At 67.3% G+C, this 25,924-nt stretch carries 27 protein-coding genes; 15 read left to right on the top strand and 12 right to left on the bottom strand.

Translation table 11 applies throughout. The features are described from left to right. Nucleotides 1-35 precede the first annotated feature (35 nt). Both ACI48D_RS17470 and ACI48D_RS17465 read right to left on the bottom strand, forming a co-directional pair. Nucleotides 36-968, bottom strand: coding sequence for a hydroxymethylglutaryl-CoA lyase (locus ACI48D_RS17470; RefSeq protein WP_435572514.1), 933 nt, complete (start codon nt 966-968; stop codon nt 36-38). A gap of 13 nt (nt 969-981) precedes the next feature. Beyond that, entirely contained in the window at nt 982-2,178 is a 1,197-nt protein-coding gene (locus tag ACI48D_RS17465) for a CaiB/BaiF CoA transferase family protein (RefSeq protein ID WP_435572513.1), read from the bottom strand. 169 nt (nt 2,179-2,347) lie between these two features. Here ACI48D_RS17465 and prpR point away from each other — a divergent pair, with 169 nt between their 5' ends. Continuing rightward, the gene (gene prpR, locus ACI48D_RS17460; protein WP_435572512.1) at nt 2,348-4,270 is read left to right on the top strand and encodes a propionate catabolism operon regulatory protein PrpR; all 1,923 of its coding nucleotides are present in this window, start codon (nt 2,348-2,350) and stop codon (nt 4,268-4,270) included. A gap of 32 nt (nt 4,271-4,302) precedes the next feature. On the opposite strand, the gene ACI48D_RS17455 is transcribed toward prpR, so the two are convergent. Beyond that, the gene (locus ACI48D_RS17455; protein WP_435572511.1) at nt 4,303-5,304 is read right to left on the bottom strand and encodes a diguanylate cyclase; all 1,002 of its coding nucleotides are present in this window, start codon (nt 5,302-5,304) and stop codon (nt 4,303-4,305) included. A 153-nt stretch (nt 5,305-5,457) separates the two neighbouring features. Continuing rightward, complete coding sequence (locus ACI48D_RS17450; protein WP_435572510.1) at nt 5,458-5,937, bottom strand: hypothetical protein; 480 nt, start codon at nt 5,935-5,937, stop codon at nt 5,458-5,460. A 191-nt stretch (nt 5,938-6,128) separates the two neighbouring features. Here ACI48D_RS17450 and queE point away from each other — a divergent pair, with 191 nt between their 5' ends. The 10 genes from queE to ACI48D_RS17400 all read left to right on the top strand — a co-directional run bounded on the left by queE (nt 6,129) and on the right by ACI48D_RS17400 (nt 14,677). Continuing rightward, on the top strand, nt 6,129-6,764 hold the full coding sequence (queE, locus tag ACI48D_RS17445; RefSeq protein ID WP_435572509.1) for a 7-carboxy-7-deazaguanine synthase: 636 nt from the start codon (nt 6,129-6,131) through the stop codon (nt 6,762-6,764). A gap of 17 nt (nt 6,765-6,781) precedes the next feature. Then, entirely contained in the window at nt 6,782-7,240 is a 459-nt protein-coding gene (gene queD / locus ACI48D_RS17440; protein ID WP_435572508.1) for a 6-carboxytetrahydropterin synthase QueD, read from the top strand. Beyond that, nucleotides 7,233-7,742: a tRNA adenosine(34) deaminase TadA gene (gene tadA / locus ACI48D_RS17435; protein ID WP_435572507.1), complete on the top strand. Its 510-nt coding sequence runs from the start codon at nt 7,233-7,235 to the stop codon at nt 7,740-7,742. The genes queD and tadA overlap by 8 nt, the downstream gene beginning before the upstream one ends. 142 nt (nt 7,743-7,884) lie before the next feature. Continuing rightward, a complete protein-coding gene (locus ACI48D_RS17430) occupies nt 7,885-8,805 on the top strand; it encodes an alpha/beta fold hydrolase (RefSeq protein WP_435572506.1) in 921 nt (306 codons plus the stop codon). Between the two features lie 14 nt (nt 8,806-8,819). Further along, on the top strand, nt 8,820-9,731 hold the full coding sequence (gene ldcA, locus ACI48D_RS17425) for a muramoyltetrapeptide carboxypeptidase (RefSeq protein WP_435572505.1): 912 nt from the start codon (nt 8,820-8,822) through the stop codon (nt 9,729-9,731). 76 nt (nt 9,732-9,807) lie between these two features. Further along, nucleotides 9,808-10,344 (top strand): hypothetical protein, encoded by a 537-nt coding sequence (locus ACI48D_RS17420; protein WP_435572504.1) that lies wholly within the window; start codon nt 9,808-9,810, stop codon nt 10,342-10,344. Between the two features lie 80 nt (nt 10,345-10,424). Beyond that, a complete protein-coding gene (locus ACI48D_RS17415) occupies nt 10,425-12,026 on the top strand; it encodes an ABC-F family ATPase (RefSeq protein WP_435572503.1) in 1,602 nt (533 codons plus the stop codon). Next, nucleotides 12,026-13,168: a quinolinate synthase NadA gene (gene nadA, locus ACI48D_RS17410; protein ID WP_435572502.1), complete on the top strand. Its 1,143-nt coding sequence runs from the start codon at nt 12,026-12,028 to the stop codon at nt 13,166-13,168. Before ACI48D_RS17415 ends, nadA begins: the two co-directional genes overlap by 1 nt. Beyond that, complete coding sequence (nadC, locus tag ACI48D_RS17405) at nt 13,165-14,040, top strand: carboxylating nicotinate-nucleotide diphosphorylase (RefSeq protein ID WP_435572501.1); 876 nt, start codon at nt 13,165-13,167, stop codon at nt 14,038-14,040. Before nadA ends, nadC begins: the two co-directional genes overlap by 4 nt. 7 nt (nt 14,041-14,047) lie before the next feature. After that, nucleotides 14,048-14,677, top strand: coding sequence for an NUDIX hydrolase (locus ACI48D_RS17400; protein ID WP_435572500.1), 630 nt, complete (start codon nt 14,048-14,050; stop codon nt 14,675-14,677). A 6-nt stretch (nt 14,678-14,683) separates the two neighbouring features. On the opposite strand, the gene ACI48D_RS17395 is transcribed toward ACI48D_RS17400, so the two are convergent. The 6 genes from ACI48D_RS17395 to ACI48D_RS17370 all read right to left on the bottom strand — a co-directional run bounded on the left by ACI48D_RS17395 (nt 14,684) and on the right by ACI48D_RS17370 (nt 21,977). Then, nucleotides 14,684-15,703, bottom strand: coding sequence for an alpha/beta fold hydrolase (locus ACI48D_RS17395; RefSeq protein WP_435572499.1), 1,020 nt, complete (start codon nt 15,701-15,703; stop codon nt 14,684-14,686). Beyond that, a complete protein-coding gene (locus ACI48D_RS17390; RefSeq protein ID WP_435572498.1) occupies nt 15,700-16,617 on the bottom strand; it encodes an NAD-dependent protein deacetylase in 918 nt (305 codons plus the stop codon). Before ACI48D_RS17390 ends, ACI48D_RS17395 begins: the two co-directional genes overlap by 4 nt. Nucleotides 16,618-16,741: 124 nt before the next feature. Beyond that, the gene (locus ACI48D_RS17385) at nt 16,742-17,641 is read right to left on the bottom strand and encodes a DMT family transporter (RefSeq protein ID WP_435572497.1); all 900 of its coding nucleotides are present in this window, start codon (nt 17,639-17,641) and stop codon (nt 16,742-16,744) included. Between the two features lie 108 nt (nt 17,642-17,749). Continuing rightward, on the bottom strand, nt 17,750-19,378 hold the full coding sequence (gene nadB / locus ACI48D_RS17380) for an L-aspartate oxidase (protein ID WP_435572496.1): 1,629 nt from the start codon (nt 19,376-19,378) through the stop codon (nt 17,750-17,752). Nucleotides 19,379-19,500: 122 nt separating this feature from the next. Beyond that, on the bottom strand, nt 19,501-20,673 hold the full coding sequence (locus tag ACI48D_RS17375) for a glycosyltransferase family 4 protein (protein WP_435572495.1): 1,173 nt from the start codon (nt 20,671-20,673) through the stop codon (nt 19,501-19,503). Beyond that, a complete protein-coding gene (locus ACI48D_RS17370) occupies nt 20,673-21,977 on the bottom strand; it encodes a glycosyltransferase (RefSeq protein ID WP_435572494.1) in 1,305 nt (434 codons plus the stop codon). The genes ACI48D_RS17375 and ACI48D_RS17370 overlap by 1 nt, the downstream gene beginning before the upstream one ends. A gap of 358 nt (nt 21,978-22,335) precedes the next feature. Here ACI48D_RS17370 and ACI48D_RS17365 point away from each other — a divergent pair, with 358 nt between their 5' ends. The 4 genes from ACI48D_RS17365 (at nt 22,336) to ACI48D_RS17350 (ending at nt 25,157) form a co-directional block, all read left to right on the top strand. After that, nucleotides 22,336-22,692, top strand: a complete 357-nt coding sequence (locus ACI48D_RS17365) for a pyridoxamine 5'-phosphate oxidase family protein (protein WP_435572588.1) — start codon at nt 22,336-22,338, stop codon at nt 22,690-22,692. A gap of 106 nt (nt 22,693-22,798) precedes the next feature. Continuing rightward, on the top strand, nt 22,799-23,428 hold the full coding sequence (pnuC, locus tag ACI48D_RS17360; protein ID WP_435572493.1) for a nicotinamide riboside transporter PnuC: 630 nt from the start codon (nt 22,799-22,801) through the stop codon (nt 23,426-23,428). Next, on the top strand, nt 23,425-24,735 hold the full coding sequence (locus tag ACI48D_RS17355) for an amidohydrolase family protein (protein ID WP_435572492.1): 1,311 nt from the start codon (nt 23,425-23,427) through the stop codon (nt 24,733-24,735). The genes pnuC and ACI48D_RS17355 overlap by 4 nt, the downstream gene beginning before the upstream one ends. A 77-nt stretch (nt 24,736-24,812) precedes the next feature. Then, the gene (locus ACI48D_RS17350; protein ID WP_435572491.1) at nt 24,813-25,157 is read left to right on the top strand and encodes a four-helix bundle copper-binding protein; all 345 of its coding nucleotides are present in this window, start codon (nt 24,813-24,815) and stop codon (nt 25,155-25,157) included. Nucleotides 25,158-25,166: 9 nt separating this feature from the next. On the opposite strand, the gene ACI48D_RS17345 is transcribed toward ACI48D_RS17350, so the two are convergent. Both ACI48D_RS17345 and ACI48D_RS17340 read right to left on the bottom strand, forming a co-directional pair. Next, nucleotides 25,167-25,538, bottom strand: coding sequence for a hypothetical protein (locus ACI48D_RS17345; RefSeq protein ID WP_435572490.1), 372 nt, complete (start codon nt 25,536-25,538; stop codon nt 25,167-25,169). Between the two features lie 11 nt (nt 25,539-25,549). Further along, nucleotides 25,550-25,828, bottom strand: coding sequence for a hypothetical protein (locus ACI48D_RS17340; protein ID WP_435572489.1), 279 nt, complete (start codon nt 25,826-25,828; stop codon nt 25,550-25,552). Nucleotides 25,829-25,924 lie beyond the last annotated feature (96 nt).

Here is a 25,924-nt window from a genome sequence, read left to right as displayed (position 1 = left end):
ATTGTCGTGACAAAGCTTGCCCTGTGGCTCGTGGTTCAGCCTCCTTTCGCGTGCGCGGCGGCCTGGCGCCGTTCGCGCTGGCGGCGCAGCCAGCGGCTGGCGCCGCCGCCGAGCGAGCGTTGCAGCCTGGTTTCGGCGAATTCGACGGCGGCCAGCAGCCCGTCCAGGTCGATTCCGGTGGAATATCCGCTGGCTTCGGCCATCAGGACCAGGTCTTCGGTTGCGAGGTTGCCGGCGGCGCCGGGCGCGAACGGGCAGCCGCCGATGCCGCCGGCGCTCGCATCGAAGCGGCGCACCCCCGCTTCGAGCGCAGCCCAGGCGTTGGCAAGGGCCATACCGCGTGTATCGTGCAGGTGGATTGCCAATTGCGCAAGTGGAACGACTTCGGCGAGCGCGTCGATACGCTCGCGGACGGCGGCCGGCGCCGCCGCGCCGATGGTGTCGGCGACGACGATTTCCTGGGCGCCCGCGGCCAGCATCGCCGCCGCCAGTTCCCGCAGCCGCGGCAGCGGAGTCACGCCCTCGAACGGGCACTCGAAGGCCACCGCCAGGTAAGCGCGGGTGGCCAGGCCCAGGCTGCGCGCCTGGCGCAGCGTATCGGCGCTGGCGGCCGTCGCCTGTTCCAGGCTCATGTTGATGTTCTTCAGGTTCATGGTGTCGGTGATCGACAGCACGACCGCGATTTCGCGGGCGCCGGCGGCCACCGCGCGTTCCAGTCCCTTCAAGTTCGGCACCAGCACCGACGCGCGCAGGGACGGCTGGGCGGCGGCGAGCTGCTGCAGCAGTTCGGCGGCGTCCGCCATTTGCGGCACTGCCTTGGGCGACACGAAGCTGCTTGCCTCGACGCTGGCCACGCCGGCGCCGGCGAGCAGGCCGATCAGCTGGAGCTTGTCCGCGGTCGACAGGTGCACTGGCTGGTTCTGCAAACCGTCGCGCGGGGCGACGTCGGTGATGAAGATGGGTTCCATGGCCGGGCTCCGTTCAGGCGATCGCGCCGCTGCGCTGGAGTTGGTCGATGGTCGCATCGGAATAGCCGAGCACGGTGCCGAGCACCGCCTGCGTGTGCTCGCCCAGCTGCGGCGGACGGGTGAAGGCGGCCGGCGCAGCGGCGGAGAGCTTGACCGGGTTGCCGGGCATGCGGACTTTTTTTCCGGACGCCAGCGTGACTTCGACCACCATGTCGCGTGCCTGCACCTGGACGTCGTTCAGCGCCTGCTCGAAATTGTTGACGGGTCCGCAGGGAATCCGCGCAGCGCGCAGCTTGTCGAGCCAGAACGCGGTCGATTCCCGCTTCATCGCCGCGTTGATCACGGCCTCGATCCGGTCCTTGGCCGCGAACCGCACCGGCTGCTGCATGTATTCGGGCTTGCGCAGCTCCGGCAGGTCCATGGTCTCGACGAAGCGTCCGAAAAACGCGTCCCCGATGCAGGCCACGATCACATGGCCGTCGCTGGTGGCAAAGCTGTTGTAGGGGACATGCACGAAATGGCCGTTACCGATCGCGCCCGGGACGATGCCGGACATCAGGTGCATCGTCGCCATGTAGTTGAGCATCGAGATCTGGGCATCGAGCATCGACACATCCACATGCTGGCCACGGCCGCTCTGTTCGCGTTCAGCGAGCGCGGCCAGCACGCCCATGGTGCCGAACATGCCGCCGCCCAGGTCGCCGATCGGGATGCCGCTGCGCATGGGGCCGCCGTCGGGCGTGCCGGTAATCGACATGCCGCCCCCCATCGCCTGCACCACCTGGTCGAATGCCGGCCGATGGGTTTCCGGACCGGTCTGGCCAAATCCGGTGACCGAGCAGGTAATGATGCGTGGGTTGATCTGCGACAGTGCGGCATGGTCGATGCCGAGCCGTTCGGTGACGCCGACGCTGAAGTTGTCGTACACGACGTCGGCCTTGCGCACCAGGTCGAAGAACACCGCCTTGCCGGCGTCCGACTTCAGGTCGACGCAGACGCTTTCCTTGTTGCGGTTCAGGGTCAGGTAGTAGGCGCCCATGCCATCGGTCGAATAATCGGGATCTTTCTCGAGCAGGCGCCGGGTGCCTTCGCCGGTCACCGGCGGTTCGACCTTGATGGTGCGCGCGCCCAGGTCGGCCAGCAGCATGGTGCCGTAGGGCCCGGACAGCATGTGGGTGAGATCTAAAACAGTGATGTGTTCGAGTGCCATGGTCGTCTCTGTCGTTGTTGTGGTCTTCACCCTTGCATGGAATGTGCCAAGTCATGCCGGCTGGGCCAAGTCGCTGATTTTTATGGGAAGATTATTTTTATGGTGGCGGACACACGTTTCATGAAACAATGCTGAGACAGCCATAGCGTCGCATTGACACGAGACCCGCATGCCCGACCAAGCCGCCGTCCCCGCCGTCCGCCCGCGCATTTGTTTTCTCGGGTACCGCCACGTCGCCCAGCTGGCCGCCCCGGTGTTTGCCGAGTACAGCCAGCGGGCCGAGATCGAAGTGGTCGAGGCCGCGTTCGACCCGGCGCTGTCGATTGCGCGCGAGCGCATCAAGAGCGGTGCGGTGGACGTATTCATGAGCGCCGGCGCGAACGGTGCCATTTTGCGCAAGAACCTGGCCGCACCGGTGGCGATCATCCAGCTCGACGGATTTTCGCTGCTGCAGGCGCTGCTCAGGGCGCGCGCCATCTCGGACCGGGTCGGGGTGGTCATGTATGGCCGCACGATTCCTGAACTCGACGACATCAAGGTCCTGCTCAAGCTCGAGGTGGTGCAGTACGCCTACGAGACCACCGACGAGGCGCGCCGCTGCTGCGCGCGCCTGAAGGAGGATGGTTTCGATGTGATCGTCGGCTCCAGCGTGGTGGTCGAAATTGCCGAAGGGCAGGGCGTGCGCGGCTTGCTGGCCTACTCGCTCGCCGGCGTGCGGCGCGGGCTGGATGACGCCATCGAACTGGCGCGGGTGAGCCGGCTCGAGTCCGGCCGCTACCAGCAGCTCAACGGCGTGCTCGGCAACCTGCAGGATGCGGTGCTGGCGGTGGACCGCCGGCACCGGGTGATCGCGATCAATCCGCGTATGCAGCAGTTGCTGAACAAGCCCGACATGCCGCTGCTGGGCAAGCGCCTTGACGAGATCGAGCCGGAACTATCGCTCGAGCACACGATGGAGCACGGCGCCGAGGAGCGCGCGGTGGTACTGCGCTTTGCGCGCCGCGACTGGATCGCCAACCGCACCCCAATCCGGGAATACGGCGAGCTGGTGGGTGCTGCGCTGACCCTGTACGACGCCCAGGTGATCGCCGAGGCCGACACCAGCCTGCGCATCCAGCAACGCAAGCGCCAGGTTGCGGCCAGGTGGAATTTTGACGACCTGATCGGAGACAGCGCAAGCTTCCTGCGCGCCGTGAATACCGCGCGGCGCTTCGCCCGCACCGACCTGACGGTGCTGATTGCCGGCGAAAGCGGCTCCGGCAAGGAGCTGTTCGCGCAGGCGATCCATAACGCCAGCACGCGGGCGGGGCAGCCTTTCGTCGCGCTCAATTGCGCGGCCTTTCCGGAGGCCTTGCTCGAAAGCGAACTGTTCGGCCATGAAGAGGGCGCCTTCACCGGCGCGCGGCGCGGCGGCAAGCGCGGCCTGTTCGAGACGGCCCACACCGGCACCCTGTTCCTCGATGAAATCGGCGACATGCCCTTGTCGCTGCAAACGCGTCTCCTGCGCGTGCTGCAGGAGCGTGAAATCGTGCGGGTCGGCGGGGTGACGGCGATTCCGGTCGATGTGCGGGTGATCGCCGCCACCCACCAGCCGCTCGAGGAAATGATCGCCGCGCGCCGCTTCCGGCAGGACTTGTACTACCGGATCAATACGCTGCGCCTGGCCTTGCCTGCGTTGCGCGAGCGCCGCGGCGACATCGCGCCGCTTGCGAAAACCCTGGTCGCGCGCTCGCTGGCCCGGCTCGGCTGCAAATGGGATGCGACGGCGGCGCTCGAACCGCTGCAGCCGGCGCTGGCGGCCTACGCCTGGCCGGGCAATGTGCGCGAACTGGAAAACATCGCCGACCGGATCGCGGTGCATCTACTCCAGTTCGACGAGGCCGACCGCATCGATTACGACGGCTTGCGCGACGATTGCCCGGAGCTGTTCCTGGCGACGGACGGCGCCCCGGGGCGCGAGGACGGCGACATGAAGGCGCGCCTGACACGGGAACTGGCGCGGTGCAATGGCAACCGCGCGCTGGCGGCGCAGCGGCTCGGCATCAGCCGCTCGACCTTGTGGCGTTGGCTGAAGGAGGCGCAAATCCAGTGAAGGGACGGTTTTCCGGCGCCGGTTTCGGCCGCTCAGCCCGGCTCCGACAGCGGCAGGCTGATGCGGTTGCGGCCCATGTGCTTGGCGCGGTAGAGGGCGGCGTCGGCGGTCGCCACCAGCTCGGAGGCGCTGGTGTCGGGCGACGGCAGCGCCGTGGCCGCACCGATCGAGACGGTCACATGCTCGCCGAGCGCGAGCCGGTTCGGCACCCGCAGCTGCTCGACCCGGGTGCGAATGCGCTCGGCCACGCTGGCCGCCCCCTTCAGCGACTGGTTCGGCAGGATCACGGCAAACTCCTCGCCGCCATAGCGCGCCACCAGGTCGTTGGCGCGCATCTCGCTGGACACGGCAGTGGCGATGCGTTTCAGGCATTCGTCGCCGCCGATATGGCCGTTGGCATCGTTGTACGCTTTGAAATTGTCGACGTCGACCATCAGCAGCGACAGCGGCTGGCGCTGGCGCAGGGCGCGAGCCCATTCAGCGTTCAGCGTGTCGTCGAAGCAGCGGCGGTTCGCCAACCCGGTCAGGCCGTCGCGCGTGGCCAGCTGTTCGAGGGCGATCTGGGCCATTTTTTCGTCGGTCATGTCGCGCAGCGTCTCGATCACGGCGGTGAGCCGGCCGCGCTCGTCGTAGATCGGGCTGGCATCCAGCGCCAGGTAGCGGCGCTGGCCCACGCGCGGCATGTCGAACCAGCTTTCCGTCGACAGGTGGCCGGGCTGGCCGGCGGATCTGCCCGATGATGGGCGCGGATGGATACTCGGGATCTCGCCGCCGCGCTCCTGGATGAGCAGGTCGGCCAGGGTGGGTTGCGGCTCGTCGTAAAAGCTGCGCCAGTGCTCGCGCGTGCCGACCACTTCGGCGGCGGTCATGCCGGTCAGGCGTTCGCAGGCGCGGTTCCAGATCATGACGCGGCAACTGGTGTCGAGCACGAACACCGGGATCGCCAGCATCTCCATGAGCTGATGCGCGAACGCACGGTCACCGTGCGCGCTGGCTGGTTCCAGAAACCGCTGGATCGTTGTCGTGCCTGTCATGTGCCGTCCTTGCTCTCTCCGTTGGGCAATCAGTTGATTGCTGACAAGAGCCAATTGTGCGGCACAGCACTTCGCGCCTTATTGATTTAAGTCAAGAAAGTTTCTGCGGAGGAATTTTCTGAAAAAAAGCCGCTCAGGCGGCCGGGCGAGGATTTATCCCGGTTCGGCGGCGCGCGACTCGCCACGCAGGCTGTTGCCGAGACGGTCCAGACGGGAGCGCAGCAGGTCGAAGCGATTGCGTGTCGCCGGGTCGGCGCCGCAGCGCTGCTGAATTTGCGTCAACTCAGCCTGGATGATCACCAACTGGCCAGCCGGATCGCCGCTGCAGTCGCCGACGGCGCGTGCCGCCATGCGGGCCAGCAGCAGGTCGGCTTCGGCCAGCGCCTGGTCAACCTGGCTGCGCGCCGACTGTTCGCGGCACAGGGCGGCTTCCATGCCGGCGAGACGGTCTTCGCTGCGCATGCGCCGGAACAGCGTCAGGAACAGGACGCCCATGCCCAGCAGCAGCAGGGCCGCCGTGCCAAGGCGGCCCGGCAGCAGCGCCATGCCGGTGTCGGCGCCAAGGCCCCAGAGTCCGGCCAGCAACAGGGCGGCGGTCAAGGCGAGCAAAGCTTGGTGCATCGTGGTTTTCATGGTCCGCCTCCTAAAGGTCGTAGGAACTTTCCGCTACGAAAAGGTACATCTTTCCGAGCGGATAGTTTTTGCCAGAGGTCAACATTGATGTGCCTGGGCCGGCGCCGGGGTAAATACGGGGAGGTCTTCTGCAGGTCCACCCCTGCAAGGTATAATGGAAGGTTGACGAGAGGCTTAACCGGACTTTTACCGTGACTTACAGCATCAAAGAGATTTTCTATACCCTGCAGGGCGAAGGCGCGCACGCCGGCCGTCCGGCGGTGTTCTGCCGGTTTTCCGGCTGCAACCTGTGGACCGGACGCGAGAGCGACCGCGCCAGCGCCGTGTGCCAGTTCTGCGATACCGATTTCGTCGGCACCGATGGCGAGCGCGGCGGCAAGTTCAAGGATCCGGCCGCCTTGGCCGCCGAGATCGACGGCCTGTGGCCGGCCACCCACGCGGCCAGCAAGTATGTCGTCTTCACCGGGGGCGAGCCGCTGCTGCAGCTGGACAAGCCGCTGATCGACGCCATGCACGCGCGCGGCTTCACCATCGCGATCGAGACCAACGGCACCCTGCCCGTGCCGGAAGGCGTCGACTGGATCTGCGTCAGCCCGAAGATGGGTTCGAAGCTGGTCGTGGGAAAGGGGAACGAGATCAAGGTCGTGATCCCGCAGCTCGGCCAGGACCTGGCCGCCTACGAAGGTCTCGACTTCGACAATTTCTACGTCCAGCCGATGGACGGTCCGCTGGCGGCCCGGAACACCCGCCTGGCGATCGAGACCTGCCGCAGCAATCCGAAGTGGAAGCTGAGCATCCAGACCCACAAACTCCTCCAAATTCCCTGAGCCTGACTGGCCTATTTATGCTGACCATTACCCGCAAGCTGGAATTCGATGCCGGCCATCGCATTCCCGACCACAAGAGCCAGTGCCGCAACCTGCACGGCCACCGCTACACCCTCGAGATCACGCTGACCGGCGCCGTCATCGATTCGGAAGGCAATTCCGACAACGGCATGATCATGGACTTCTCGGACATCAAGGCGCTCGCCAAGGATCACCTGGTCGACGTCTGGGACCACGCCTTCCTGGTCTACGAGAAGGACGAGAAGGTACGCGACTTCCTGGACAGCCTGCCCGGCCACAAGACCGTCACCATCGACCGCATCCCGACCGTCGAGAACCTGGCGCAGGTTGCCTGGGGCATCCTGAAGGCGGCCTACACCGACCGTTTCGGCACCGGCCTGCGCCTGCAGAAGCTGGTGTTGCACGAAACCCCGAACTGCTGGGCCGAAATCACGGATGAGCGCGCCGATGCCTGATTCGCCCTTGCCCGAGCCGGCGTCCCTGGAGCGCGACGGCGACGCCGCCTACATGGCGCTGGCCCTGGTCGAGGCGCGCAAGGCCTGGGACGCCGGCGAGGTGCCGGTCGGCGCCGTGGTGGTCAAGGACGGCGAGGTGATCGCCGCCGGGTTCAACCAGCCGATCGGGCGCCACGACCCGACCGCGCACGCCGAGGTCAACGCCCTGCGCGCGGCCGCGGAAAAGCTCGGCAACTACCGCCTGCCGGGCTGCGAGCTGTACGTGACCCTGGAGCCCTGCGCCATGTGCTCGGGCGCGATGATGCATGCGCGCCTGGCGCGCGTGGTGTACGCCGCGACCGACCCGAAGACCGGGGTGTGCGGCTCGGTGCTCGACCTCTTTGCACGCGAGGAATTGAATCACCACACCGAGGTCGTCGGCGGGGTGCTGGCGGATGAGGCCGGCGCCATGCTGAGGGGTTTCTTCGCGGAGCGCCGCGCCGCACGCAAAGCCCTCCCGTAACGCCCCCGATTTGTCAAAAATGGTATGCTGGTTCCACGCCGTCTGCATAGCGGCGCGGAGACCCGCGTGGACCATCTGCCCATCATTCGCCATTCCTTGCGCTTTCGTTCGGCCCGCGGCCGATACCGATGGTGTCGCCGCCATGCCTAGCCTGAACGCCAACGGCATCCGCATCGCTTTCGACACCGCGGGCGATCCCAAGGCCGTGCCCTTGCTGCTGATCTCCGGCCTCGGCCTGCAGCTGACCGCCTGGCCGGACGAGTTCGTCGAAGGACTGGTCGAGCTCGGCTTTTACGTGATCCGTTACGATAATCGCGACGTCGGCCTGTCCACCAAGTTCGAGCATGCCGGCACCCCGAGCTTGGGCCTGGCCTGGCTGAAATCGCTGGTGCGCTGGCCGATCCGCCCGCCGTACACGCTGGAAGACATGGCCGACGACGCGGTCGGCGTGCTGTCCGCCCTCGGCGTGGCACGCGCCCATGTGGTCGGCGTCTCGATGGGCGGCATGATCGCGCAGCTGATGGCCGCGAAGTACCCCACGCGCGTGCTGAGCCTGGCGTCCATCATGTCCAGCAGCGGCCGCCGCGGCCTGCCCGGACCGGCGCCCGCCGTCAAGCGCGTGATGATGCGCCGCCCCGCGGGCGACGTCGATGCGGCGATCGAGCACGGCGTGCACCTGCTGCAGGCGATTGCCAGCCCGACCTATCCAACCCCGGAAAAGCAGCTGCGCCGCCGGGTGGCGCGGGCGCTGCGCCGCAACTGCTGCCCCGGCGGAGTGGTGCGCCAGATCCTGGCCGTGGCCGCCAGCGGCGACCGCACGCCGCAGCTGCGCACCATTGCCGCCCCGACCCTGGTGATCCACGGCGCGGCCGACCCGATGGTGCCGCTCGCCTGCGGCGTCGACACCGCGCAGGCGATCCCGAACGCCCGCCTCGAAGTGATCGAAGGCATGGGCCACGATTTGCCGACCCAGTTGCTGGAGAGGCTGCTTGCCTTGATCGACGCCCATACCCACGGTAAGATGACGCCCGACTCGACACCACGGCTCTTCGTCAAACAGTGATCACTCCAACAATAGTGCAGCGACTCGGCATTGCGCTGGTCGCGCCGGGCGGCTATGCGCCTGAACCGGAAGCGGTAAGGCGCGGCATCGCCCGCCTCGAATCCCAGGGCATCCTGGTCCACAACTACTATGAACACGACAAGCGCCACCTGCGCTTCGGCGGCACCGATGAGGACCGCCTGGCCCAGCTGAACGCGGCCGCCGCCGACCCGGACGTGCAGCTCGTGGTCGCCCTGCGCGGCCAGTACGGCATGACCCGGCTGCTGCCGCACATCGATTTCGACCGTATGGCGGACAGCGGCAAGATCTTCGTCGGCTATTCCGACATCACGGCCTTCCACATGGGGCTGTACGCGCGGCGCGCCGCCATCAGCTACGCCGGGCCGATGTTCGCCGGCGACTTCTGCGCGGCGGAGCCGGTCGATTTCACGCTGGACGATTTCTGGCGCTGCCTGGCCGGGCCGACCCACACGGTGCAAGGGCAGGGCGCCGGCAATCCTGCGCTGGACGTGCACGGCACGGTCTGGGGCGGCAACCTGGCGATGATCATGTCGCTGATGGGCACGCCGTACTTGCCGCGGGTCGATGGCGGCATCCTTTTCCTGGAAGATATCGCCGAGCATCCCTACCGGGTCGAGCGCATGCTGCTGCAACTGATGCAGGCCGGCGTGCTGGCGCGCCAGCGCGCGATCGTGCTGGGCGACTTTTCCGGCTACCGCCTGGCCCCGGCGGACAATGGCTATGACTTCGAGCAGATGCTGGCCTACCTGCGCGCGACCCTGCCGTGCCCGATAGTGACCGGCCTGGAGTTCGGCCACATTCCGCGCCGGGTCACGATTCCGTTCGGCGCGCAGGGCCGGCTGGTGTCGGATGAGGCCGGCTGGCGGCTGTCCATGTCCCACTACCCGACGGTCCGGCAAGGCTGACCCATCTACTTCCGGTGACAAAGCGTGACTTTTAAGCGCCGCGCTTACCGTAGACTGGGCGGTGAAAGGACCGCCCATGCCGATTCGCTTTGCCGCATTCCTCCTTCTGTGCCTCGGCTGGGCGCCTGCCCATGCCGGCGGACCGGGGCAGCTTCCCGCGCATGTTCCCAAGTATGCGCCCGTCAAAGAGCGGGTCTGCGCCGACTGCCCCATGCCCAAGCCCGGCATTCCGCTGCCGCGTCACGCGGTCGTGGTCGGATCGTGGGGCTTCTTCAGCTATGGCAACGACTACCAGGTCGTCGACCTCGACAGCGGCACCCTCGTGAAAGCTTTTGTGCCGAGCCCGGCCGTGCCGAAGCGGCGCGCCCCCAAGGCCCGCCACTACACCGTGATGCTGCCGAAGTCCGAATTACCGAGGCTGGTGGAGTTGGCGAACCGCATCTGGGCCGAACGCGCCGCCATCCGGACGCGCGATGCGGCCGACGTTTCCTGGGACCTGTGGCTGATCGACGGCCAGCAGGTGCGCCATGAATCCGGCGCCGGGCTGCCGGACGGCCTGGCCGCCGAGTGGCTGCGCCGCATCGACGAGCTGGCCGGCGCGCATGGCAAATAGCGGCGTCGAGGTGCTGCCGGCCGCACGGCGCAGTGGTAAAATGCACGGTTAAACGAAAACCATCGCAGGAAGGTAAGCCAGTGCTCAGTACAGCCAACATTACGATGCAGTTCGGCGCAAAGCCGCTGTTCGAGAATATTTCCGTCAAATTCGGCGACGGCAACCGCTACGGCCTGATCGGCGCGAACGGTTGCGGCAAGTCGACCTTCATGAAGATCCTCGGCGGCGACCTCGATCCGTCGGGCGGCAACGTCTCGCTCGACCCGGGCGAGCGCCTGGGCAAGCTGCGCCAGGACCAGTTCGCCTACGAAGACGTGCGCGTGCTGGACGTGGTCATGATGGGCCACACCGAGCTGTGGGACGCGATCGCCCAGCGCGACGCGATCTACGCGAACCCGGACGCGACCGACGACGACTACATGAAAGCCGCCGAGCTCGAAGGCAAGGTCGCCGAATACGACGGTTACTCGGCCGAAGCACGCGCCGGCGAACTGCTGCTGGGCCTGGGTATCGGCACCGACCTGCACCAGGGCGCGATGAGCGCCGTGGCGCCGGGCTGGAAACTGCGGGTGCTGCTGGCCCAGGCCCTGTTCTCGGATCCGGACATCCTGCTGCTGGACGAGCCGACCAACAACCTGGACATCCACACGATCAGCTGGCTGGCGGACATGCTAAACCAGCGCAACTCGACGATGATCATCATCTCGCACGATCGTCACTTCCTGAACTCGGTCTGCACCCACGTCGCCGACATGGACTATGGCACGCTGAAGGTCTACCCGGGCAACTACGACGACTACATGGAAGCGTCGACCCAGGCCCGCAACCAGCAGCTGGCGAACAACGCCAAGGCCAAGGAAAAAGTGGCCGAGCTGCAGGAGTTCGTGCGCCGTTTCTCGGCGAACAAGTCGAAAGCCCGCCAGGCGACCTCGCGCGCCAAGCAGATCGACAAGATCAAGATCGAGGAATTCAAGCCGTCCTCGCGCGCCTATCCGTTCGTGCGTTTCGAAGGCGAGAAGAAGCTGCACCGCCTGGCGGTCGAGACCGAAGGGCTGTCGAAGTCTTATGACCGCACGCTGTTCAAGAACTTCTCGATCATGATCGAAGCCGGCGAGCGCGTCGCCATCATCGGCGCCAACGGCGCCGGCAAGACCACGCTGCTGCGCTGCATCGGCGGACACTCCATTACCGGGCTGGACGCCGACACCGGCCGCATCAAGTGGGCCGAGAACGCGAATCCGGGCTATATGCCGCAGGATCCGACCGAGGAATTCGCCACCGACCTGAACCTGACCGACTGGATGGGCCAGTGGACCAAGGAAGGCGACGATGACCAGGCCGTGCGCTCGAGCCTGGGCCGCCTGCTGTTCGGCGGCGACGAAGTCAAGAAGTCGGTACGCGTGCTGTCCGGTGGCGAGAAGGGCCGCATGATGTACGGCAAGCTGATGCTGGGCCGCCATAATGTGCTGATGCTCGACGAACCGACCAACCACATGGACATGGAATCGATCGAGTCGCTGAACGTCGCGCTCGACAAGTACGCCGGCACCCTGATCTTCGTGTCGCATGACCGCGAGTTCGTGTCTTCGCTGGCAACCCGCATCCTCGAGGTGAAGGAAGACGCCGTCATCGACTTCCGCGGCAATTACGAGGATTACCTGAAGAGCCAGGGTCTCGAATAATGAACACCATCGCCCCGATCAAGACCTTCGAATACGACCGCCCGGTGGGCGGCGTGTGCTCGACCTCGGAAGCCTGGGCGCGCGTGCCGTCGCCCGTCGAGGCCGCCGAGCGGGAAGCGCTGAAAGAGCGTATCCGGCGCCTGTTAAGGGAAAAAGAGGCGGTGCTGGTGGCCCACTATTACGTGGATGCCGACCTGCAGGACCTGGCCGAGGAAACCGGCGGCTGCGTCTCGGACTCGCTCGAGATGGCGCGTTTCGGCCGTGACCACCCTGCCAAGACCCTGGTGGTCGCCGGCGTGCGCTTCATGGGCGAGACCGCGCAGATCCTGAGCCCCGAAAAGACCATCCTGATGCCGGACCTGGACGCAACCTGCTCGCTGGACCTGGGTTGCCCGGCCGACGAGTTCGCGGCCTTCTGCGACCAGCATCCCGACCGCACGGTCGTGGTCTACGCCAACACCAGTGCCGCCGTGAAGGCGCGCGCCGACTGGATGGTGACCTCGTCGATCGGCCTGGACATCGTCGACTACCTGCACAAGCAGGGCAAGAAGATCCTGTGGGCGCCGGACCGTCACCTGGGTTCCTATATCCAGAAGAAGACCGGCGCCGACATGCTGCTGTGGCAGGGATCCTGCCTGGTGCACGACGAGTTCAAGGGCATCGAACTGGACCTGCTGCGCGCCCAGTATCCGGACGCGAAGGTGCTGGTGCACCCCGAGTCCCCGAGCAACGTGGTCGAGCAGGCCGACGTGGTCGGCTCGACCACCCAGCTGATCGACGCCGCCCGCACGATGGATGCGACTACCTTCATCGTCGCCACCGACAACGGCATCCTGCACAAGATGCGCGCCGCCGCGCCGGGCAAGCACTTCATCGATGCCCCGACCGCGGGCAACAGCGCGACCTGCAAGAGCTGCGCCCACTGCCCGTGGATGGCGATGAACGGCCTGGTCAACCTGGCCGCCGTGCTGGAAGCCACCGATGGACGCAACGAGATCCACGTCGATCCGGAAACCGGCCGCCAGGCCAGGAAGGCCATCGACCGCATGCTCGATTTCGCCGCCGCGAAAAAGGCCAAGGCCCTGCCGACCGGTTCGCTGGAGCAGGAAAGCAAACTGTTTTCGGGGATCGGGCCGGCATGAGCAACTTGAAAAACCCCTTCGCCGAAGCCGGCGCCTTCGACGACAAGCTGCAGGCCGCCTTCGAGCAGAACCTGCTGGCCGCGCTGCTGGAAGACGTCGGCAGCGGTGACCTGACCGGCAAGCTGGTCCCGGAGGAGCCGCGCGCCAAGGCCCGCGTACTCGTGCGCGAACAGGCCGTGCTGTGCGGCGCGCCCTGGTTCGAAGGCATCATGCTGGCCGTCGACCAGGACATCGAGATCGACTGGAAGTATGCCGAAGGCGACCTGATGGCCGCCGACTCCATCGTCTGCACCATCGAAGGTTCGCCGCGTTCGCTGCTGACGGCCGAGCGCGCGGCGCTGAACTTCCTGCAGCTGCTGTCCGGCGTCGCGTCCGCTACGCGCACCTACGTGGACGTGATCGCCGGCACCCGCGCGAAAATCCTGGACACCCGCAAGACCCTGCCGGGCCTGCGCCTGGCGCAGAAGTACGCGGTGCGCGTGGGCGGCGGCGCGAACCAGCGGATGGCGCTGTACGACGGCATCCTGATCAAGGAAAACCACATTGCGGCGGCCGGCGGCATCACCCCGGCGCTGCAGGCGGCCAATGCGCTGAACGCGGGCGTGAGCATCCAGGTCGAGGTCGAAAACATGGCCGAACTGGAAGAAGCGCTGGCGGCCGGCGCCGTGTCGATCCTGCTGGACAACTTCGACCTCGACATGATGGTCGAGGCGGTACGCATCAACGAGGGCCGCGCGCTGCTCGAAGCGTCCGGCGGCATCAACATGCAGACCGTGCGCGCGATCGCCGAGACCGGCGTGGACCGGATCTCGGTCGGTAGCCTGACCAAGGATGTGAAGGCGACCGACTACTCGCTGCGCGTCATCGGCTGAGCGAGCCTTGAGCGCGACCCCGGCCATTCCGCATCCCTGTCCGGACGAGGCGGGCGAAGCGGTCACCATCCATCGCCCCAGCCAGCCGACGCCCTTGGCGAGCTGGGACGATGCGGCCGCAGCCGCCACGGTCATTCCCGGCGGCGCGATGCCGCCGCTGCTGAACGGACTTGCGCCGGCGCCGTGCGCGCTGGCCCTGCCTGCCGTCGAGGACGCCGTCCCGGAACCGGCATTCGTCCTGCCGCCTGGTTTCAAGGCCGCAGCGGGCGCGGTCGTGCTCGAGGATGACGGCCGGGTCTGGCTGGTATCGCCCACCAACGGCTTCGGCGGCTATGCGGCCACCTTTCCGAAAGGCCGGGTCGACCCCGGCGGCTCGCTGCAGCACACCGCCGTGCGTGAAGTCTTCGAAGAGTCCGGCCTGGCCGTGCGCCTCGAAGCCTTCCTGCTCGACGTGCGCCGCACCCAGACCTACACCCGCTACTACGTCGCGAAACGCATCGCCGGCTGTCCGTCGGCGATGGGCTGGGAAACCCAGGCGGTGCACCTGGTGCCGGCCGCCCGGCTGGGAGAAATCGCCATGCATCCGAACGATGCCGCGATCATCCGCGCCCTGAAGGAGTGGCTGGCCGCGCGCTGAGCCGGCTCAGACTCCGCTTTCGCCGGCCGCCGCCGTGGCCTCCGCCTGCGGGCTGCGCAAGTGCAGGTGCTCGCCGACCCGCGAAGCGATCGAATCGATGGCCGCCATCACCTGGTCCGGACGCGCGTAATGCGTCATGTGCCCGACACCGGACTGCAGTTGCAGCTCGCTGTCCGGAATCCGCTCGCTCAGGCGCTCGGAATTGTGGCTGAAGTCGACGATCAGATCCTTGGTGCCGGAGATGATCACGGCCGGCACCTTCAGCTCGGGGTAACGCTTGGCCAATGCCATCGCGGACGGGATCATCATGGCGGTTTCCGCGGCGGCGGCGCGCAGCTGCTTGGGCCGCAACATCATCCAGACGGGCAGCGCGCGGAAACGGACGTCGACCTCCATTGGCGCAAAAGCCCGTTTGGCAATAGGACGCCACAGCATGCGGCCGACCAGCGGCGACACCGTATAGCGCATCAGGTCGCCGACCAGGGGGATGGCCGGGCCGGAAGTCAGCACGTCGGCGCGCAAGCTCGGATAGTAATAGCCGGACAGCAGCACCAGGCCGCGCACGAAATCCGGCGCCTCCAGCGCCATCGAGAGCGCCACCAGCGTGCCCCAGGAGTGGCCCAGCACGATCGCGGAATCGACCTCCAGCTCCTGCAGTGCATGGTGCAGCAGCCGCGCCTGGGCCTGCGGGGTCCAGACCTTGCTGCGCGGACGCTCGCTGTAGCCGAAACCCGGACGGTCGAAGGCGATCACGCGATAGTGCTCGGCCGCACGGTCCAGCAGTCCGCTATGTTCGAAGTCCTCGGCCAGTACGCCGTTGCCGTGCAAGAGCACCAGCACCGGTCCTGCGCCGCGCTCGATGTAGTGCAGGCGCACGCCGTCGACCTCCAGGAAGCGGCCCTGCGGCGGATTTTCCGCCTCGGCCTGTTTCGTTTTCGAACGCACGTAAAAGAAGGATGCGGCCAAGCCGAGCCCGGCCACGGCGGCGCCGATCTGCCAGCCTTTGATGTTATTCGTAGTCGTCACAATGTTCCCCCGTCGAGTTGAATGGATGGCGTGACTCTTTCAGTTCCAGCCCGAGCCCGTTCGAGTAGCTCGACCACGAGAGGCAGTAGTCGCTCGCTCGATTCTTCGATTTTTATGTCGAGCAGATCGTCGGCCCGCGTGCGGCCGAGGTTGATGGCGGCAATCGGCTTGCCGCTGGCCTGGGCCATGCGGCAGAAGCGGAAGCCCGAGTAGACCATCAGCGAGGACCCCACCACCAGCAGGGCGTCGGCGCGCTCCATCTGGTCGAGCGCGATGGCAGTGCGCGCGGGCGGGACGTTGTCGCCGAAGAAGACCACGTTCGGCATCAGGGTGCCGCCGCAGCAGACGCATTGCGGCAGGCGGAATTCGGCCAGCTCGGCCGGCTCGACCGAGGCGTCGCCGTCCGGCAGCGGAGTCGCGTCCGCATGCAGCATGTGCGGATTTGCGTCGGCCAATTGACCCTGCACAAAGGCGCGCGGGAACAGCGCCGAGCAGTCCAGGCAGACGACCGAATGGATGTTGCCGTGCAGCTCGAGCACGCCGTGGCTGCCGGCCTGGCCGTGCAGGCCGTCCACGTTCTGGGTCAGCACCGAGCCGATGTGGCCGATCTTTTCCAATGCTGCGATCGCAACATGGCCCGGATTCGGACGCGCCCGCGACAGGACGGGCCAGCCGATCATGCTGCGTGCCCAGTAGCGTTTCCGGACCTGTTCGTACTTGCGGAAATCCGGCCCGTGGATGGGCGGACGGCCTCGGCGGGTGCCGTCGCGGTCGCGGTAATCGGGAATGCCGGAGGCCGTGGACAGGCCGGCGCCGGTCAGTACCAGGGCGCGCGGGTGGCGGTCCAGGAATTCGGCCAGCTTTTCAGCATGCGCGTGCGCCGCGCCGTCGTGGACGGTAAAACCTTCAGCCATCGTGGTGGTTCCTCCTTGTGCTTCTTCCCCCGGGATCCTAACACCCTTACTGACGGGACGGACACACGATACCGGCCGGCGCGCTGCGCTGCAGCATTGCCGCGACGGACTCGCGGCGGACGGCTCAGCGCCGGCTCGACACGACGATGCCGCCCACGATCAGGGCGAAGGCCAGCACGTGATAGGTGTGCGGCAACTCGCCCAGGAAAGCCGTGGACAGCAGCGCCGCGAACAGCGGGGTCAGGTTGACGAAGAAGGCGCCGATGCCGGGTCCGGCGCGGCGGATGCCGGCGCCCCACAGCGCATAGGCCAGCACCGCCGGGCCGGCGGCGACGAACAGCAGGGCCGCCGCCAGCTTGCCGCTCCAGGCGATCGCCGGCGCCCGGATGCTCCACTCGACGCCCGTGAACAGCGCCGACCACAGCAGACCGTAGGCCACCTGGGTCGCCAGGAAGGCCGCCCAGTCGGCGCGCAGCCGCGGCGCGTCTCCGGGCTGCATCAGCATCCAGCTGTAGAAAGACCAGGCGATGGTCGCCAGGATCATGTACAGGTCGCCGGTCACCAGGCGCAACGCCAGCAGCTGGCCGGCATCGCCGCGGCACAGCACCACCAGCACCCCGAGGATGGACAGCAGCGCGCCGGCCACCTGCCAGGGCCGCACCGCGACGCCGAAGAACAGCCGGCCGACCAGCATCATCCAGACCGGCATGCCGGACGCGACCAGGGTCACGTTGATCGGCGTCGAGCTCTGCAGGGCCAGGTATTGCAGCGAGTTGTACATGCCGACCCCGACCAGCCCCAGCAGCGCATAGCGTCGCCAGTTGGCCAGCACGCCGCTGCCGCTCCTGAATGCGGCACGCCCGAGCGGCAGCAGGATCGCGAGTGCGATCGTCCAGCGCAGCAGGTTCAGCGTCATCGGCGGCACCGCTTCGCGCACCAGGCGGCCGACGATGGCGTTGCCGGCCCACAGGAAGGGTGGAATCGTCAGCAGGAGGATGGTGGAGGGGGAGAGTTTCTGGTTCATCTGCTTGGCCGTCGTTCCCGCGAAGGCGGGAAGCCAGGTGGATGTGAGCGGCCGAAATACGCAAACGGCCCGCAACGAACTTGGATTCCCGCCTGCGCGGGAATGACGTCAGCGCCTGCGCGGCGTCAGCACGCTCGGCAACGCCTTCGGCAAGGTATCCGGATAATCCCGCGAATAATGCAGTCCGCGGCTTTCGCGGCGCGACAGCGCGCTGCGCACGATCAGGTCCGCCACCTCGACCAGGTTGCGCAGCTCCAGCAGGTCGTTGGTGACGCGGAAGTTACGGTAATACTCGTCGATCTCTTCCTTCAGCAGGCGGATCCGATGATGGGCGCGCTCCAGGCGCTTGGTGGTGCGCACGATGCCGACATAATTCCACATGAAGCGGCGCAGTTCGTCCCAGTTATGGGCGATCACGACCTCTTCGTCGGCATTTGTGACGCGGCTCTCGTCCCAGGCCGGCAGCGCCGGCAAGTCGGCACGCGGCGTGGCGGCGATCTGGTGGGCGCAGGCACGGCCCACCACCAGGCATTCGAGCAGCGAGTTGCTGGCCAGGCGATTCGCGCCGTGCAGGCCGGTATAGGCCGTTTCGCCGACCGCGTACAGGCCCGGGATGTCGGTGCGGCCCGCCAGGTCGGTGACCACGCCGCCGCAGGTGAAGTGCACCGCCGGCACGACCGGGATCGGCTGCTGGGTGATGTCGATGCCCAGTTCGAGGCAGCGCGCGTAAATGGTCGGGAAGTGTTCCTTGATGAACTCCGGGCTTTGGTGCGAGATGTCGAGGTGGACGTAATCCAGGCCGCGCTTTTTCATCTCGAAGTCGATCGCGCGCGCCACCACGTCGCGCGGGGCCAGTTCGCCGCGCTCGTCGTGGGCCGGCATGAAACGGGTGCCGCCGGCGCTGCCCGCTTCGGGCGGGAGCTTGAGCAGGCCGCCTTCGCCGCGCACGGCCTCGCTGATCAGGAAGGATTTCGCATACGGGTGATACAGGCAGGTCGGATGGAACTGGATGAATTCCATGTTCGAGACCCGGCAGCCGGCGCGCCAGGCCATCGCGATGCCGTCGCCGGTGGCGGTGTCCGGATTCGTCGTGTACAGGTAGACCTTGCCGGCGCCGCCGGTGGCCAGCACGGTGTGCTCCGTTTCGAAGGTCAGCACCTTGCCGCTCTGTTCGTCCAGGACGTACAGGCCGTAGCAGCGTGGCTGGCCGACCAGGCTCGGCGCACCGCCGTGGACGCCGTTCGGGGTCAGCTTGTCGGAGGTGATGACGTCGATCGCGCAGTGGTGCTCGAACAGCGAGATGTTCGGATGCGCGCGCACCTTCTGTTCCAGCGTGACCTGTACCGCGTGGCCGGTGGCGTCGGCCGCGTGGATGATGCGGCGCTGGCTGTGGCCGCCCTCGCGGGTCAGGTGGAAGCCGAGCTCCGCGCTCTCGTCGCGCGTGAAGGGCACGCCTTGCTCGATCAGCCATTCGATGGCTTCGCGGCCGTGCTCGACGATGGAGCGGGTCGCCGCTTCGTCGCACAGGCCGGCGCCGGCCACCAGGGTGTCGGCGATGTGCTGGTCGTGGCTGTCGCCGGAATCGAGCACGGCGGCGATCCCGCCCTGCGCCCAGTTGCTGGCGCCGTCGAGGAGTTCACGTTTGGAGATGATGGCGACCTTGCGGGTTTGCGCCAGGTGGAGGGCGACAGAGAGGCCGGCCAGGCCGCTGCCGACGATAGCAACATCGAATTTCATGGTGGTGTGGGCCGGATGAACCGCTTGCGCATCGCAATGGTTTCTCAAGCTCCATTGAATTTGTAGAGAAGCATCACTATAGACGATTTGGCGCCACCTTGTTGGAGTGGCACCGTCTCGCTTTAACGTGATGCATCACAATTATTCAAGACCATCTCGTAGATGCTCCGGTAGCGCGCCGCCGTCACTTCCCAGCTGCGGCGCGTGCTCATGAAATCGCGTGCCGCTTTACCCAGGGCGTCGATGCGCCAGGGCTGGGCAAGGAGGTCGAGGATCGCTTTTGCCAGCCCCGCGCGGCTGCCGGCTTCGAACAGGATCCCGCTATGCCCGTGCACCAGCAGTTCGCTGTGGCAGGCCAGGTCCGATGCGACGATCGCGCAGCCTTGCGCCAGGGCGTTGAGCAGATGACGGGACGGCTGCAGGCAGGGCCGGTGCCCGAGCGCGGGAAACACTGCGATGTCGGCACGCGGCAGCACGTCGGCCGCGCGCCGGTACGACAGCGGGCCTGCGAACACGACGTGGCCGCGCAGCGCGGGCTGGGCCAGCAGACGCTCGAAGCGCAGCTCCAGTGTGCCGCCGCCGGCCACCAGCAGGCGCAGCGCTGGATGCCGGCGGCGCACCTGCGCCAGCGCCGTCAGCAGCAGGTCCAGCCCGTCGTCCGGCGCCAGCCCCCCGGCGTAGGCAAGCAGGGGCGCGCCGAGCAGGTTCTCCATCCTGACGCCGGCGAGCCTTCCCGGCAGCAGGTCCGGCGCCTGTGGAACCACGGCGATGGCCTTCGCGGCCAGGCCCTCGGCGCGCAGCACGGCGCGCACCTGGGCAGTGCCCGTGGCGATCGCGTGCGCCGCGCCCAGCGCCCAACGCTCGGCGCGAGGGAACGGGTAAGCCGGCAGCGCGTGGCCGCGCCGTTCGGCGTCGACCACCAGCGGGACCTGGGCCAGCCGTGCCACCGGCCAGGCGGCGACCGCGTTCGAACTCGGCAGGTGCACGTGGATCAGGTCGGGCCGCGTCAGCCTTGCCACCTGGCGCAGGCGCAAGGCCAGCGCGGCCGTCGACATGGCGGCGCCCAGGCGGGAGTCCGGAGCAGCCCTGCCGATCAAGGGTAAGCGCCGGTCCGCCGTGGCGGTGCGGTAGAAATGCCAGCCGTCGCCGGCGCCATCCGCATCCGCTTGTCCGGTTCCCGTCAGGTGCACCGTCTGAACGCCTTGCTTGCGCAAGCCCTCCAGCAGGGCCTGCGCACGCCGGCTGTAGTCGCTGCGCCGTGGCGCGGAATGGTCGAGCAGGTGCAGCACGCGCATCAGGCATCCCTTTGCCAGGCGTCGGTGTCGGCAGCGTCGGCGCCCGTCAGCGCGTCGTAGACGGCGAGATAATCGCGCGCCATCGCCGGCATGCTGTGGCGGGCGATGACCTGGCTCCTGGCCCGCGCGCCGTGGCGTGCCGCCATCTCCGGGATGCGGCAGTAGTCCGAGACGGCCGCCGCCAGCATTTCCGCCGACATCGGCGGCACCAGGATGCCGGTGAAGCCCGCATGCACCAGCTCGGCGTTGCAGCCGACCGCGGTCGCCACCACCGGCAGCCCGCTGGCCATCGCTTCCAGGATTGCGTTCGTGCGGCCCTCGAACAGCGACGGCAGCACGAACAGGTCCATCGCGCGCAGCAGCTGGGCGGTGTCGGTGCGCGCGCCGGGCAGCCAGGCACGGGCGGAGGCGCCGGCGCGATTGAGCATGGCCTGGCACTCGGCGCGCGCCGGCCCGTCGCCGACGATCATCAGGCGCAGGCGCTGGTGGGCGGGATGGGGCGAGGCGATCAGGCGCAGGAAGGCGTCGACCAGGTGCGCATGGCCGGCGTCGTCGTCCATGCGGCCGGCGCTGCCGATCACGAACACGCCGTCGTGCATGAAGCCGGGCGGCCCGACCGCTGCGGCCGGCCCCAGGCGTGGGTGGAACTGCACGCTGTCGACGCCGTTGCCGATCTGCGAGACGCGCGCCGGGGCAGCGCCGACGGCGTCGATCAGCCACCGTTCGAGGTCGCTGCTGACGGCGATGAAATGGTCGACCAGCGGGCGCAGCATGCGCCGCCACAGCCGGCTGCGTAAACCGGTCCTTCCCGCTTTCATGATGTCGCGCCCGTGCTCGGCATGCACGCGCAGGCGTACGCCCGCCAGCGCCGCCACCAGCTGCGCCGGCAGCCCGGCCTGGTTGCGGGTATGGATCAGGTCGGGCCGCAGGCTGCGCAGCAGACGGTAGAGCCGCAGGTAGTGCGCCATGCCACGCGCGCCGCCGGCAGGCTGCTGCAGGTTGAGGATCTCGACGCCTTGTTCGCGCAGGCCGGCTTCGTAGTCGCCCTGGTCGCGCAGGCACACGATGGCGTGGCGGTAGCGTTCGGCGGGCAGGTGGCGGATCAGGTTCAGCAGGCCGCCGTCGATGTTGGCGCTGGCCAGCGTATCGACCAGGTGCAGCACCAGCCGCGGCCGTCCGGCGGCGCCGACCTCTGCTCGCGCCGAAGCGCCATCGCCTGCGCCGGCGAGCAGGCCGGTGCGCGTGCCGGTGAGTGCGCCGGCACCATCCGGAAACGACTGCGCATGGCGGTGGCTGGGATTCATTCGCGGCGTGCTCCATCCTCGTTGGCGGCGCGGCGACCGGCGGAATCCGGCGCTGAAACGTGATTATAGGGCGCCCAAACCCAGGTTTTCCGCGCTTTCCGGCCGGGTTGACTCGTCTCAAAAAAGTGCTGCGCCGATGTTCGGCGGCGCACCGACCTGCACGTCGGCGCGGGCTAGCATGGCCGCACATCAAGCCATCCATGAGGAGCACCCATGAACACGCATCACACCGCCGAAGTCGCCAAGCTGGCCGACAAGATCAAGGAGGTGCGCTTCCCGATGTTCACCTGGCAGGACCAGCATGGCCACCTGCTGAGCCAGCCGATGACCCGGCAGCAGGTCGACGACCAGGGGGGGCATCTGGTTCTACACCTCGACCCTGACTTCCCTGTGGGATTGCATCGCCCACCGCCCGCAAGTGAACCTCGGCTTCGCCGACCAGGAGCACAGCCTATACGTGTCCGTCAGCGGCACCGCCGAGCGCGTGGTCGACCGCGAACGCATCCGCGCAATGTGGAACACCGGCGTGCAGGCCTGGTTCCCGGCCGGCCCGGAAGACGAGCATGTGGTGCTGATCCGGGTCGATCCGCACTCGGCCGAGTACTGGGATTCGAACGACAGCAAGATGGTCCGCATCTTCGCCATGGCCAAGGCGGCGATCACCGGCGACAAGCCGGACCTGGACAGCGAGCATCAATCGATCCGCCTGGACTAAGAGGATTCGAACCTTCCTCTCTTGCAATAATCCGGCCGGCTGACGTACAGTACACGCTTCTCGGCGAAGGAGCGGTCATGAAGCAGGCAGGGCAGGACCGGGCGCGATGAGCGGCCCGCTGGAATTGGCGGGCACTGTCGCTGCGGCGCTGGCCGCGATCGCACCGCTCGAACTGGCGGCAAACCTCTTTACGGCCGTCGCCATCGTGCTGGCCGGCCGGAACAATGTCCACACATGGTGGACCGGCGTGGTCGGCTGCGCGCTGTTCGGCCTGCTGTTCGCGCAGAACCGGCTGTACGCCGACGTCGCGCTGCAAATCTTCTTCGTCGTCACCAGCCTGGTCGGCTGGTGGAAATGGCTGCGCGGCCGCGAAGGCGAGCCGCTGCCCGTCACCCATGCCGGCATGGCCGGCATGTTGTGGATCGTGCCGCTCGGCGTCGGCGCCACCGCGGCCTACGGCGCCATGCTGCACCATTTCACGAACGCCTACGCGCCTTTCCCCGATTCCGCCGTGCTCGTATTCAGCATCATCGGCCAGGTCCTGATGATGCAGCGCCGCGTCGAAAACTGGAGCTTCTGGCTGCTCGTCAATACGATCGCCACCCCCTTGTATTTCAGCCGCGGGCTGCACCTGACTGCCGTTCTGTATGCCGGCTTCTGGATCAACGCCCTCGTTTCCTGGCGCAGCTGGCACCGGCTGGCCGCGCCGTCCTCCCTCGAAAGCATCCGTCCATGAAATTGAAAGCAATCGCGGCCGCGCTGGCCGTGCTCGGCCTCGCCGCCTCCGTCCATGCCGAAACCTCGGCCAACGCTGCCGGCCACGTGGTCGCCGTCCGCGCCGGCAAGCTGGTCGACGTCGTCGCCGGCAAGGTGCTGGACAACCAGACCATCCTGATCAGTGGCGAGCGCATCACCGCGGTCGGCCCCACCGGCAGCGTGGCGGTGCCGGCCGGCGCTGAGCTGGTCGACCTGTCGGGCGCCACCGTGCTGCCGGGCCTGATCGACGCGCACACTCACTTGACCGGCAATCCGAACCAGCACGGTTACGCCTCGCTGGGCGTGTCCGACATCCGCGCCGCGATGTATGGAGCCCATGCGGCGCAGGTGACGCTGAATGCCGGCTTTACCACGGTGCGCAACGTCGGCGCCAGCGGCTTCGGCGATGTCGCCCTGCGCGACGCCATCAACGAAGGCGAGCTGCCGGGTCCGCGCATGCGCACGGCCGGCTACGCCATCGGCATCCAGGGCGGCCACTGCGACAACAACCTGCTGCCGCACGATTTCCATTACGTCGAGAACGGCGTCGCCGACGGTCCGTGGGCGGCCCGCACCAAGGTCCGCGAGATGGCCAAGTATGGCGCCGACGTCATCAAGATCTGCGCCTCGGGCGGGGTGCTGTCGAAGGGCGACGAGCCGGGCGCCCAGCAATTCACGCTCGAGGAGATGAAGGCGATCGTCGATGAAGCGCACAAGCTGGGCCGGCGCGTGGCCGCGCACGCGCATGGCGCCAGCAGCATCCGCGACGCCATCCTGGCCGGCGTCGATTCGATCGAGCATGCCAGCCTGGTCGACGACGAAGGCATCCGCCTGGCGCGCGAGAAGGGCACTTACTTCGTGATGGACATCTATAACGACGACTACATCCTGCAGGAAGGCGGCAAGGCCGGCATGCTGCCCGAATCGCTGGAGAAGGAACGCGCACTCGGCCAACTCCAGCGCGACAACTTCCGCAAGGCCTTCAAGGCCGGCGTCAAGATGGCCTTCGGCACCGACGCCGGCGTCTATCCGCACGGCGACAATGCGCGCCAGTTCCATTACATGGTCCAGTACGGCATGAGCCCGATGCAGGCGATCCAGGCCGCGACCATCAATGCCGCCGACCTGCTTGGCTGGAAGGACCGGATCGGCTCGGTCTCGCCGGGGAAGTACGCGGACCTGATCGCCGTCGCCGGCGACCCGCTGAAGGACCCGGCCGAGCTGACCCGCGTGAAGTTCGTGATGAAGGGTGGGGCGGTCGTGAAAGGCGCGGCGGCAAGCCGCTGAACCCGGGCTCCATTGGTACGAATCCGTCTTCCATCGCGTGCTAAGCTTTGCTTTCACACACAGCGATGGAGGAAGCGATGCCCGCTCTACAGCACCCGGAATACCAGGCCTGTATCGATGCCTGCTACGCCTGCGCGGCAGCCTGCGACAACTGTTCCACGGCCTGCCTGCAGGAAGACGACGTCAAGATGATGGCGCGCTGCATCGCGCTCGACATGGATTGCGCCGCGATCTGCCGCATGGCGGCCGCCTACATGGCGCGCGGCAGCGATTACGCCGTGCAGCTGTGCCGCCTGTGCGCCGAAGTCTGCACGGCCTGCGGTACCGAGTGCCGCAAGCACCAGATGGATCATTGCCAGGCATGCGCCGAGGCCTGCCGGCGCTGCGCGGAAGCCTGCCTCGCCATGGCCGCCGATCACTGAGCGGCGGTCTTATTTCCGGTACGGCGGCGCCAGGTCCTGTTCCGACTGGTTGCCGCCGGTCTCGGGCGTGCCCAAGCCGGTCGGGTTGATGCCGGCCTGCTGGCTGCGCGTGTCCTGCGCGCCTCGCGCGGTGGCGGTGGCCGCCGTGTCCGCGCCTTCCGGCGCCGTGTTGGGCTGGCTGCTCTCCGGCGCGGCCGGCTGACCCAGCGGCGGCATCGACTCCATGGTCTCTTCGTCGCGCGGTTTGGTCAGCGCGTCGCCGCCGCTGCCGCCGGTTTCGGCCATGGTTTCGTGCGTAAGGGTGGACCCGGCTTCTCCGCTGGTGGGACCGCCGATGCCCAGCGTGGGCGCATCCTCGCCCTTGCTCTGTTGTGTGCTCATATTTTCTCCTGTTAAACCGGAATCTCGGATTCGCCCCCGCCGGCGCTGCCGAAGCTCTGCAGCTGATCCAGCGTCAGGCGGCGCTCATTGAGGGCAGCGACGATGGCCTTCAGTTGCTCGGGATCCGGCTGGATGTAGATCATGCGCTGTTCCACCTGCTGCTCCCAATAAGGCGTGTAGGGGACGTCGGTCTCGCTCATGACCTTGGCCTTGAAGCTGCCATCCTGCAGTTCGCCGACCAGGGTGATACGGGTCGTGTCTGGGGTTGTGTTCTTCACGGTAATGCTCATGCCTGCTCCTCTCGATGCCATGATCATGCTGACATTCTCGCGTACGTGTGGAATCGGTGCAAACACGCTTGGCAGACGGGCAAGGGCGGACCGGCG

Source organism: Massilia sp. LXY-6, from assembly GCF_051233485.1.
Classification (GTDB): domain Bacteria; phylum Pseudomonadota; class Gammaproteobacteria; order Burkholderiales; family Burkholderiaceae_D; genus Telluria.
The sequence above is the reverse complement of the archived record's forward strand: the minus strand, read 5'-3'. Positions and strand labels throughout refer to the sequence as shown.

What these genes read in the sequence shown, in the direction of transcription:
- ACI48D_RS17390 (WP_435572498.1), bottom strand. Translation starts at nt 16,617, where the DNA reads ATGGCTGAAGGTTTTACCGTCCACGACGGCGCGGCGCACGCGCATGCT.
- ACI48D_RS17420 (WP_435572504.1), top strand. Translation starts at nt 9,808, where the DNA reads ATGCCGATTCGCTTTGCCGCATTCCTCCTTCTGTGCCTCGGCTGGGCG.
- prpR (WP_435572512.1), top strand. Translation starts at nt 2,348, where the DNA reads ATGCCCGACCAAGCCGCCGTCCCCGCCGTCCGCCCGCGCATTTGTTTT.
- ACI48D_RS17465 (WP_435572513.1), bottom strand. Translation starts at nt 2,178, where the DNA reads ATGGCACTCGAACACATCACTGTTTTAGATCTCACCCACATGCTGTCC.
- ACI48D_RS17385 (WP_435572497.1), bottom strand. Translation starts at nt 17,641, where the DNA reads ATGAACCAGAAACTCTCCCCCTCCACCATCCTCCTGCTGACGATTCCA.
- ACI48D_RS17375 (WP_435572495.1), bottom strand. Translation starts at nt 20,673, where the DNA reads ATGCGCGTGCTGCACCTGCTCGACCATTCCGCGCCACGGCGCAGCGAC.
- ACI48D_RS17355 (WP_435572492.1), top strand. Translation starts at nt 23,425, where the DNA reads ATGAAATTGAAAGCAATCGCGGCCGCGCTGGCCGTGCTCGGCCTCGCC.
- ACI48D_RS17345 (WP_435572490.1), bottom strand. Translation starts at nt 25,538, where the DNA reads ATGAGCACACAACAGAGCAAGGGCGAGGATGCGCCCACGCTGGGCATC.
- tadA (WP_435572507.1), top strand. Translation starts at nt 7,233, where the DNA reads ATGCCTGATTCGCCCTTGCCCGAGCCGGCGTCCCTGGAGCGCGACGGC.
- ACI48D_RS17455 (WP_435572511.1), bottom strand. Translation starts at nt 5,304, where the DNA reads ATGACAGGCACGACAACGATCCAGCGGTTTCTGGAACCAGCCAGCGCG.
- ACI48D_RS17450 (WP_435572510.1), bottom strand. Translation starts at nt 5,937, where the DNA reads ATGAAAACCACGATGCACCAAGCTTTGCTCGCCTTGACCGCCGCCCTG.
- ACI48D_RS17470 (WP_435572514.1), bottom strand. Translation starts at nt 968, where the DNA reads ATGGAACCCATCTTCATCACCGACGTCGCCCCGCGCGACGGTTTGCAG.
- nadA (WP_435572502.1), top strand. Translation starts at nt 12,026, where the DNA reads ATGAACACCATCGCCCCGATCAAGACCTTCGAATACGACCGCCCGGTG.
- queD (WP_435572508.1), top strand. Translation starts at nt 6,782, where the DNA reads ATGCTGACCATTACCCGCAAGCTGGAATTCGATGCCGGCCATCGCATT.
- pnuC (WP_435572493.1), top strand. Translation starts at nt 22,799, where the DNA reads ATGAGCGGCCCGCTGGAATTGGCGGGCACTGTCGCTGCGGCGCTGGCC.
- ACI48D_RS17370 (WP_435572494.1), bottom strand. Translation starts at nt 21,977, where the DNA reads ATGAATCCCAGCCACCGCCATGCGCAGTCGTTTCCGGATGGTGCCGGC.
- nadC (WP_435572501.1), top strand. Translation starts at nt 13,165, where the DNA reads ATGAGCAACTTGAAAAACCCCTTCGCCGAAGCCGGCGCCTTCGACGAC.
- nadB (WP_435572496.1), bottom strand. Translation starts at nt 19,378, where the DNA reads ATGAAATTCGATGTTGCTATCGTCGGCAGCGGCCTGGCCGGCCTCTCT.
- ACI48D_RS17340 (WP_435572489.1), bottom strand. Translation starts at nt 25,828, where the DNA reads ATGAGCATTACCGTGAAGAACACAACCCCAGACACGACCCGTATCACC.
- ACI48D_RS17350 (WP_435572491.1), top strand. Translation starts at nt 24,813, where the DNA reads ATGCCCGCTCTACAGCACCCGGAATACCAGGCCTGTATCGATGCCTGC.
- ACI48D_RS17430 (WP_435572506.1), top strand. Translation starts at nt 7,885, where the DNA reads ATGCCTAGCCTGAACGCCAACGGCATCCGCATCGCTTTCGACACCGCG.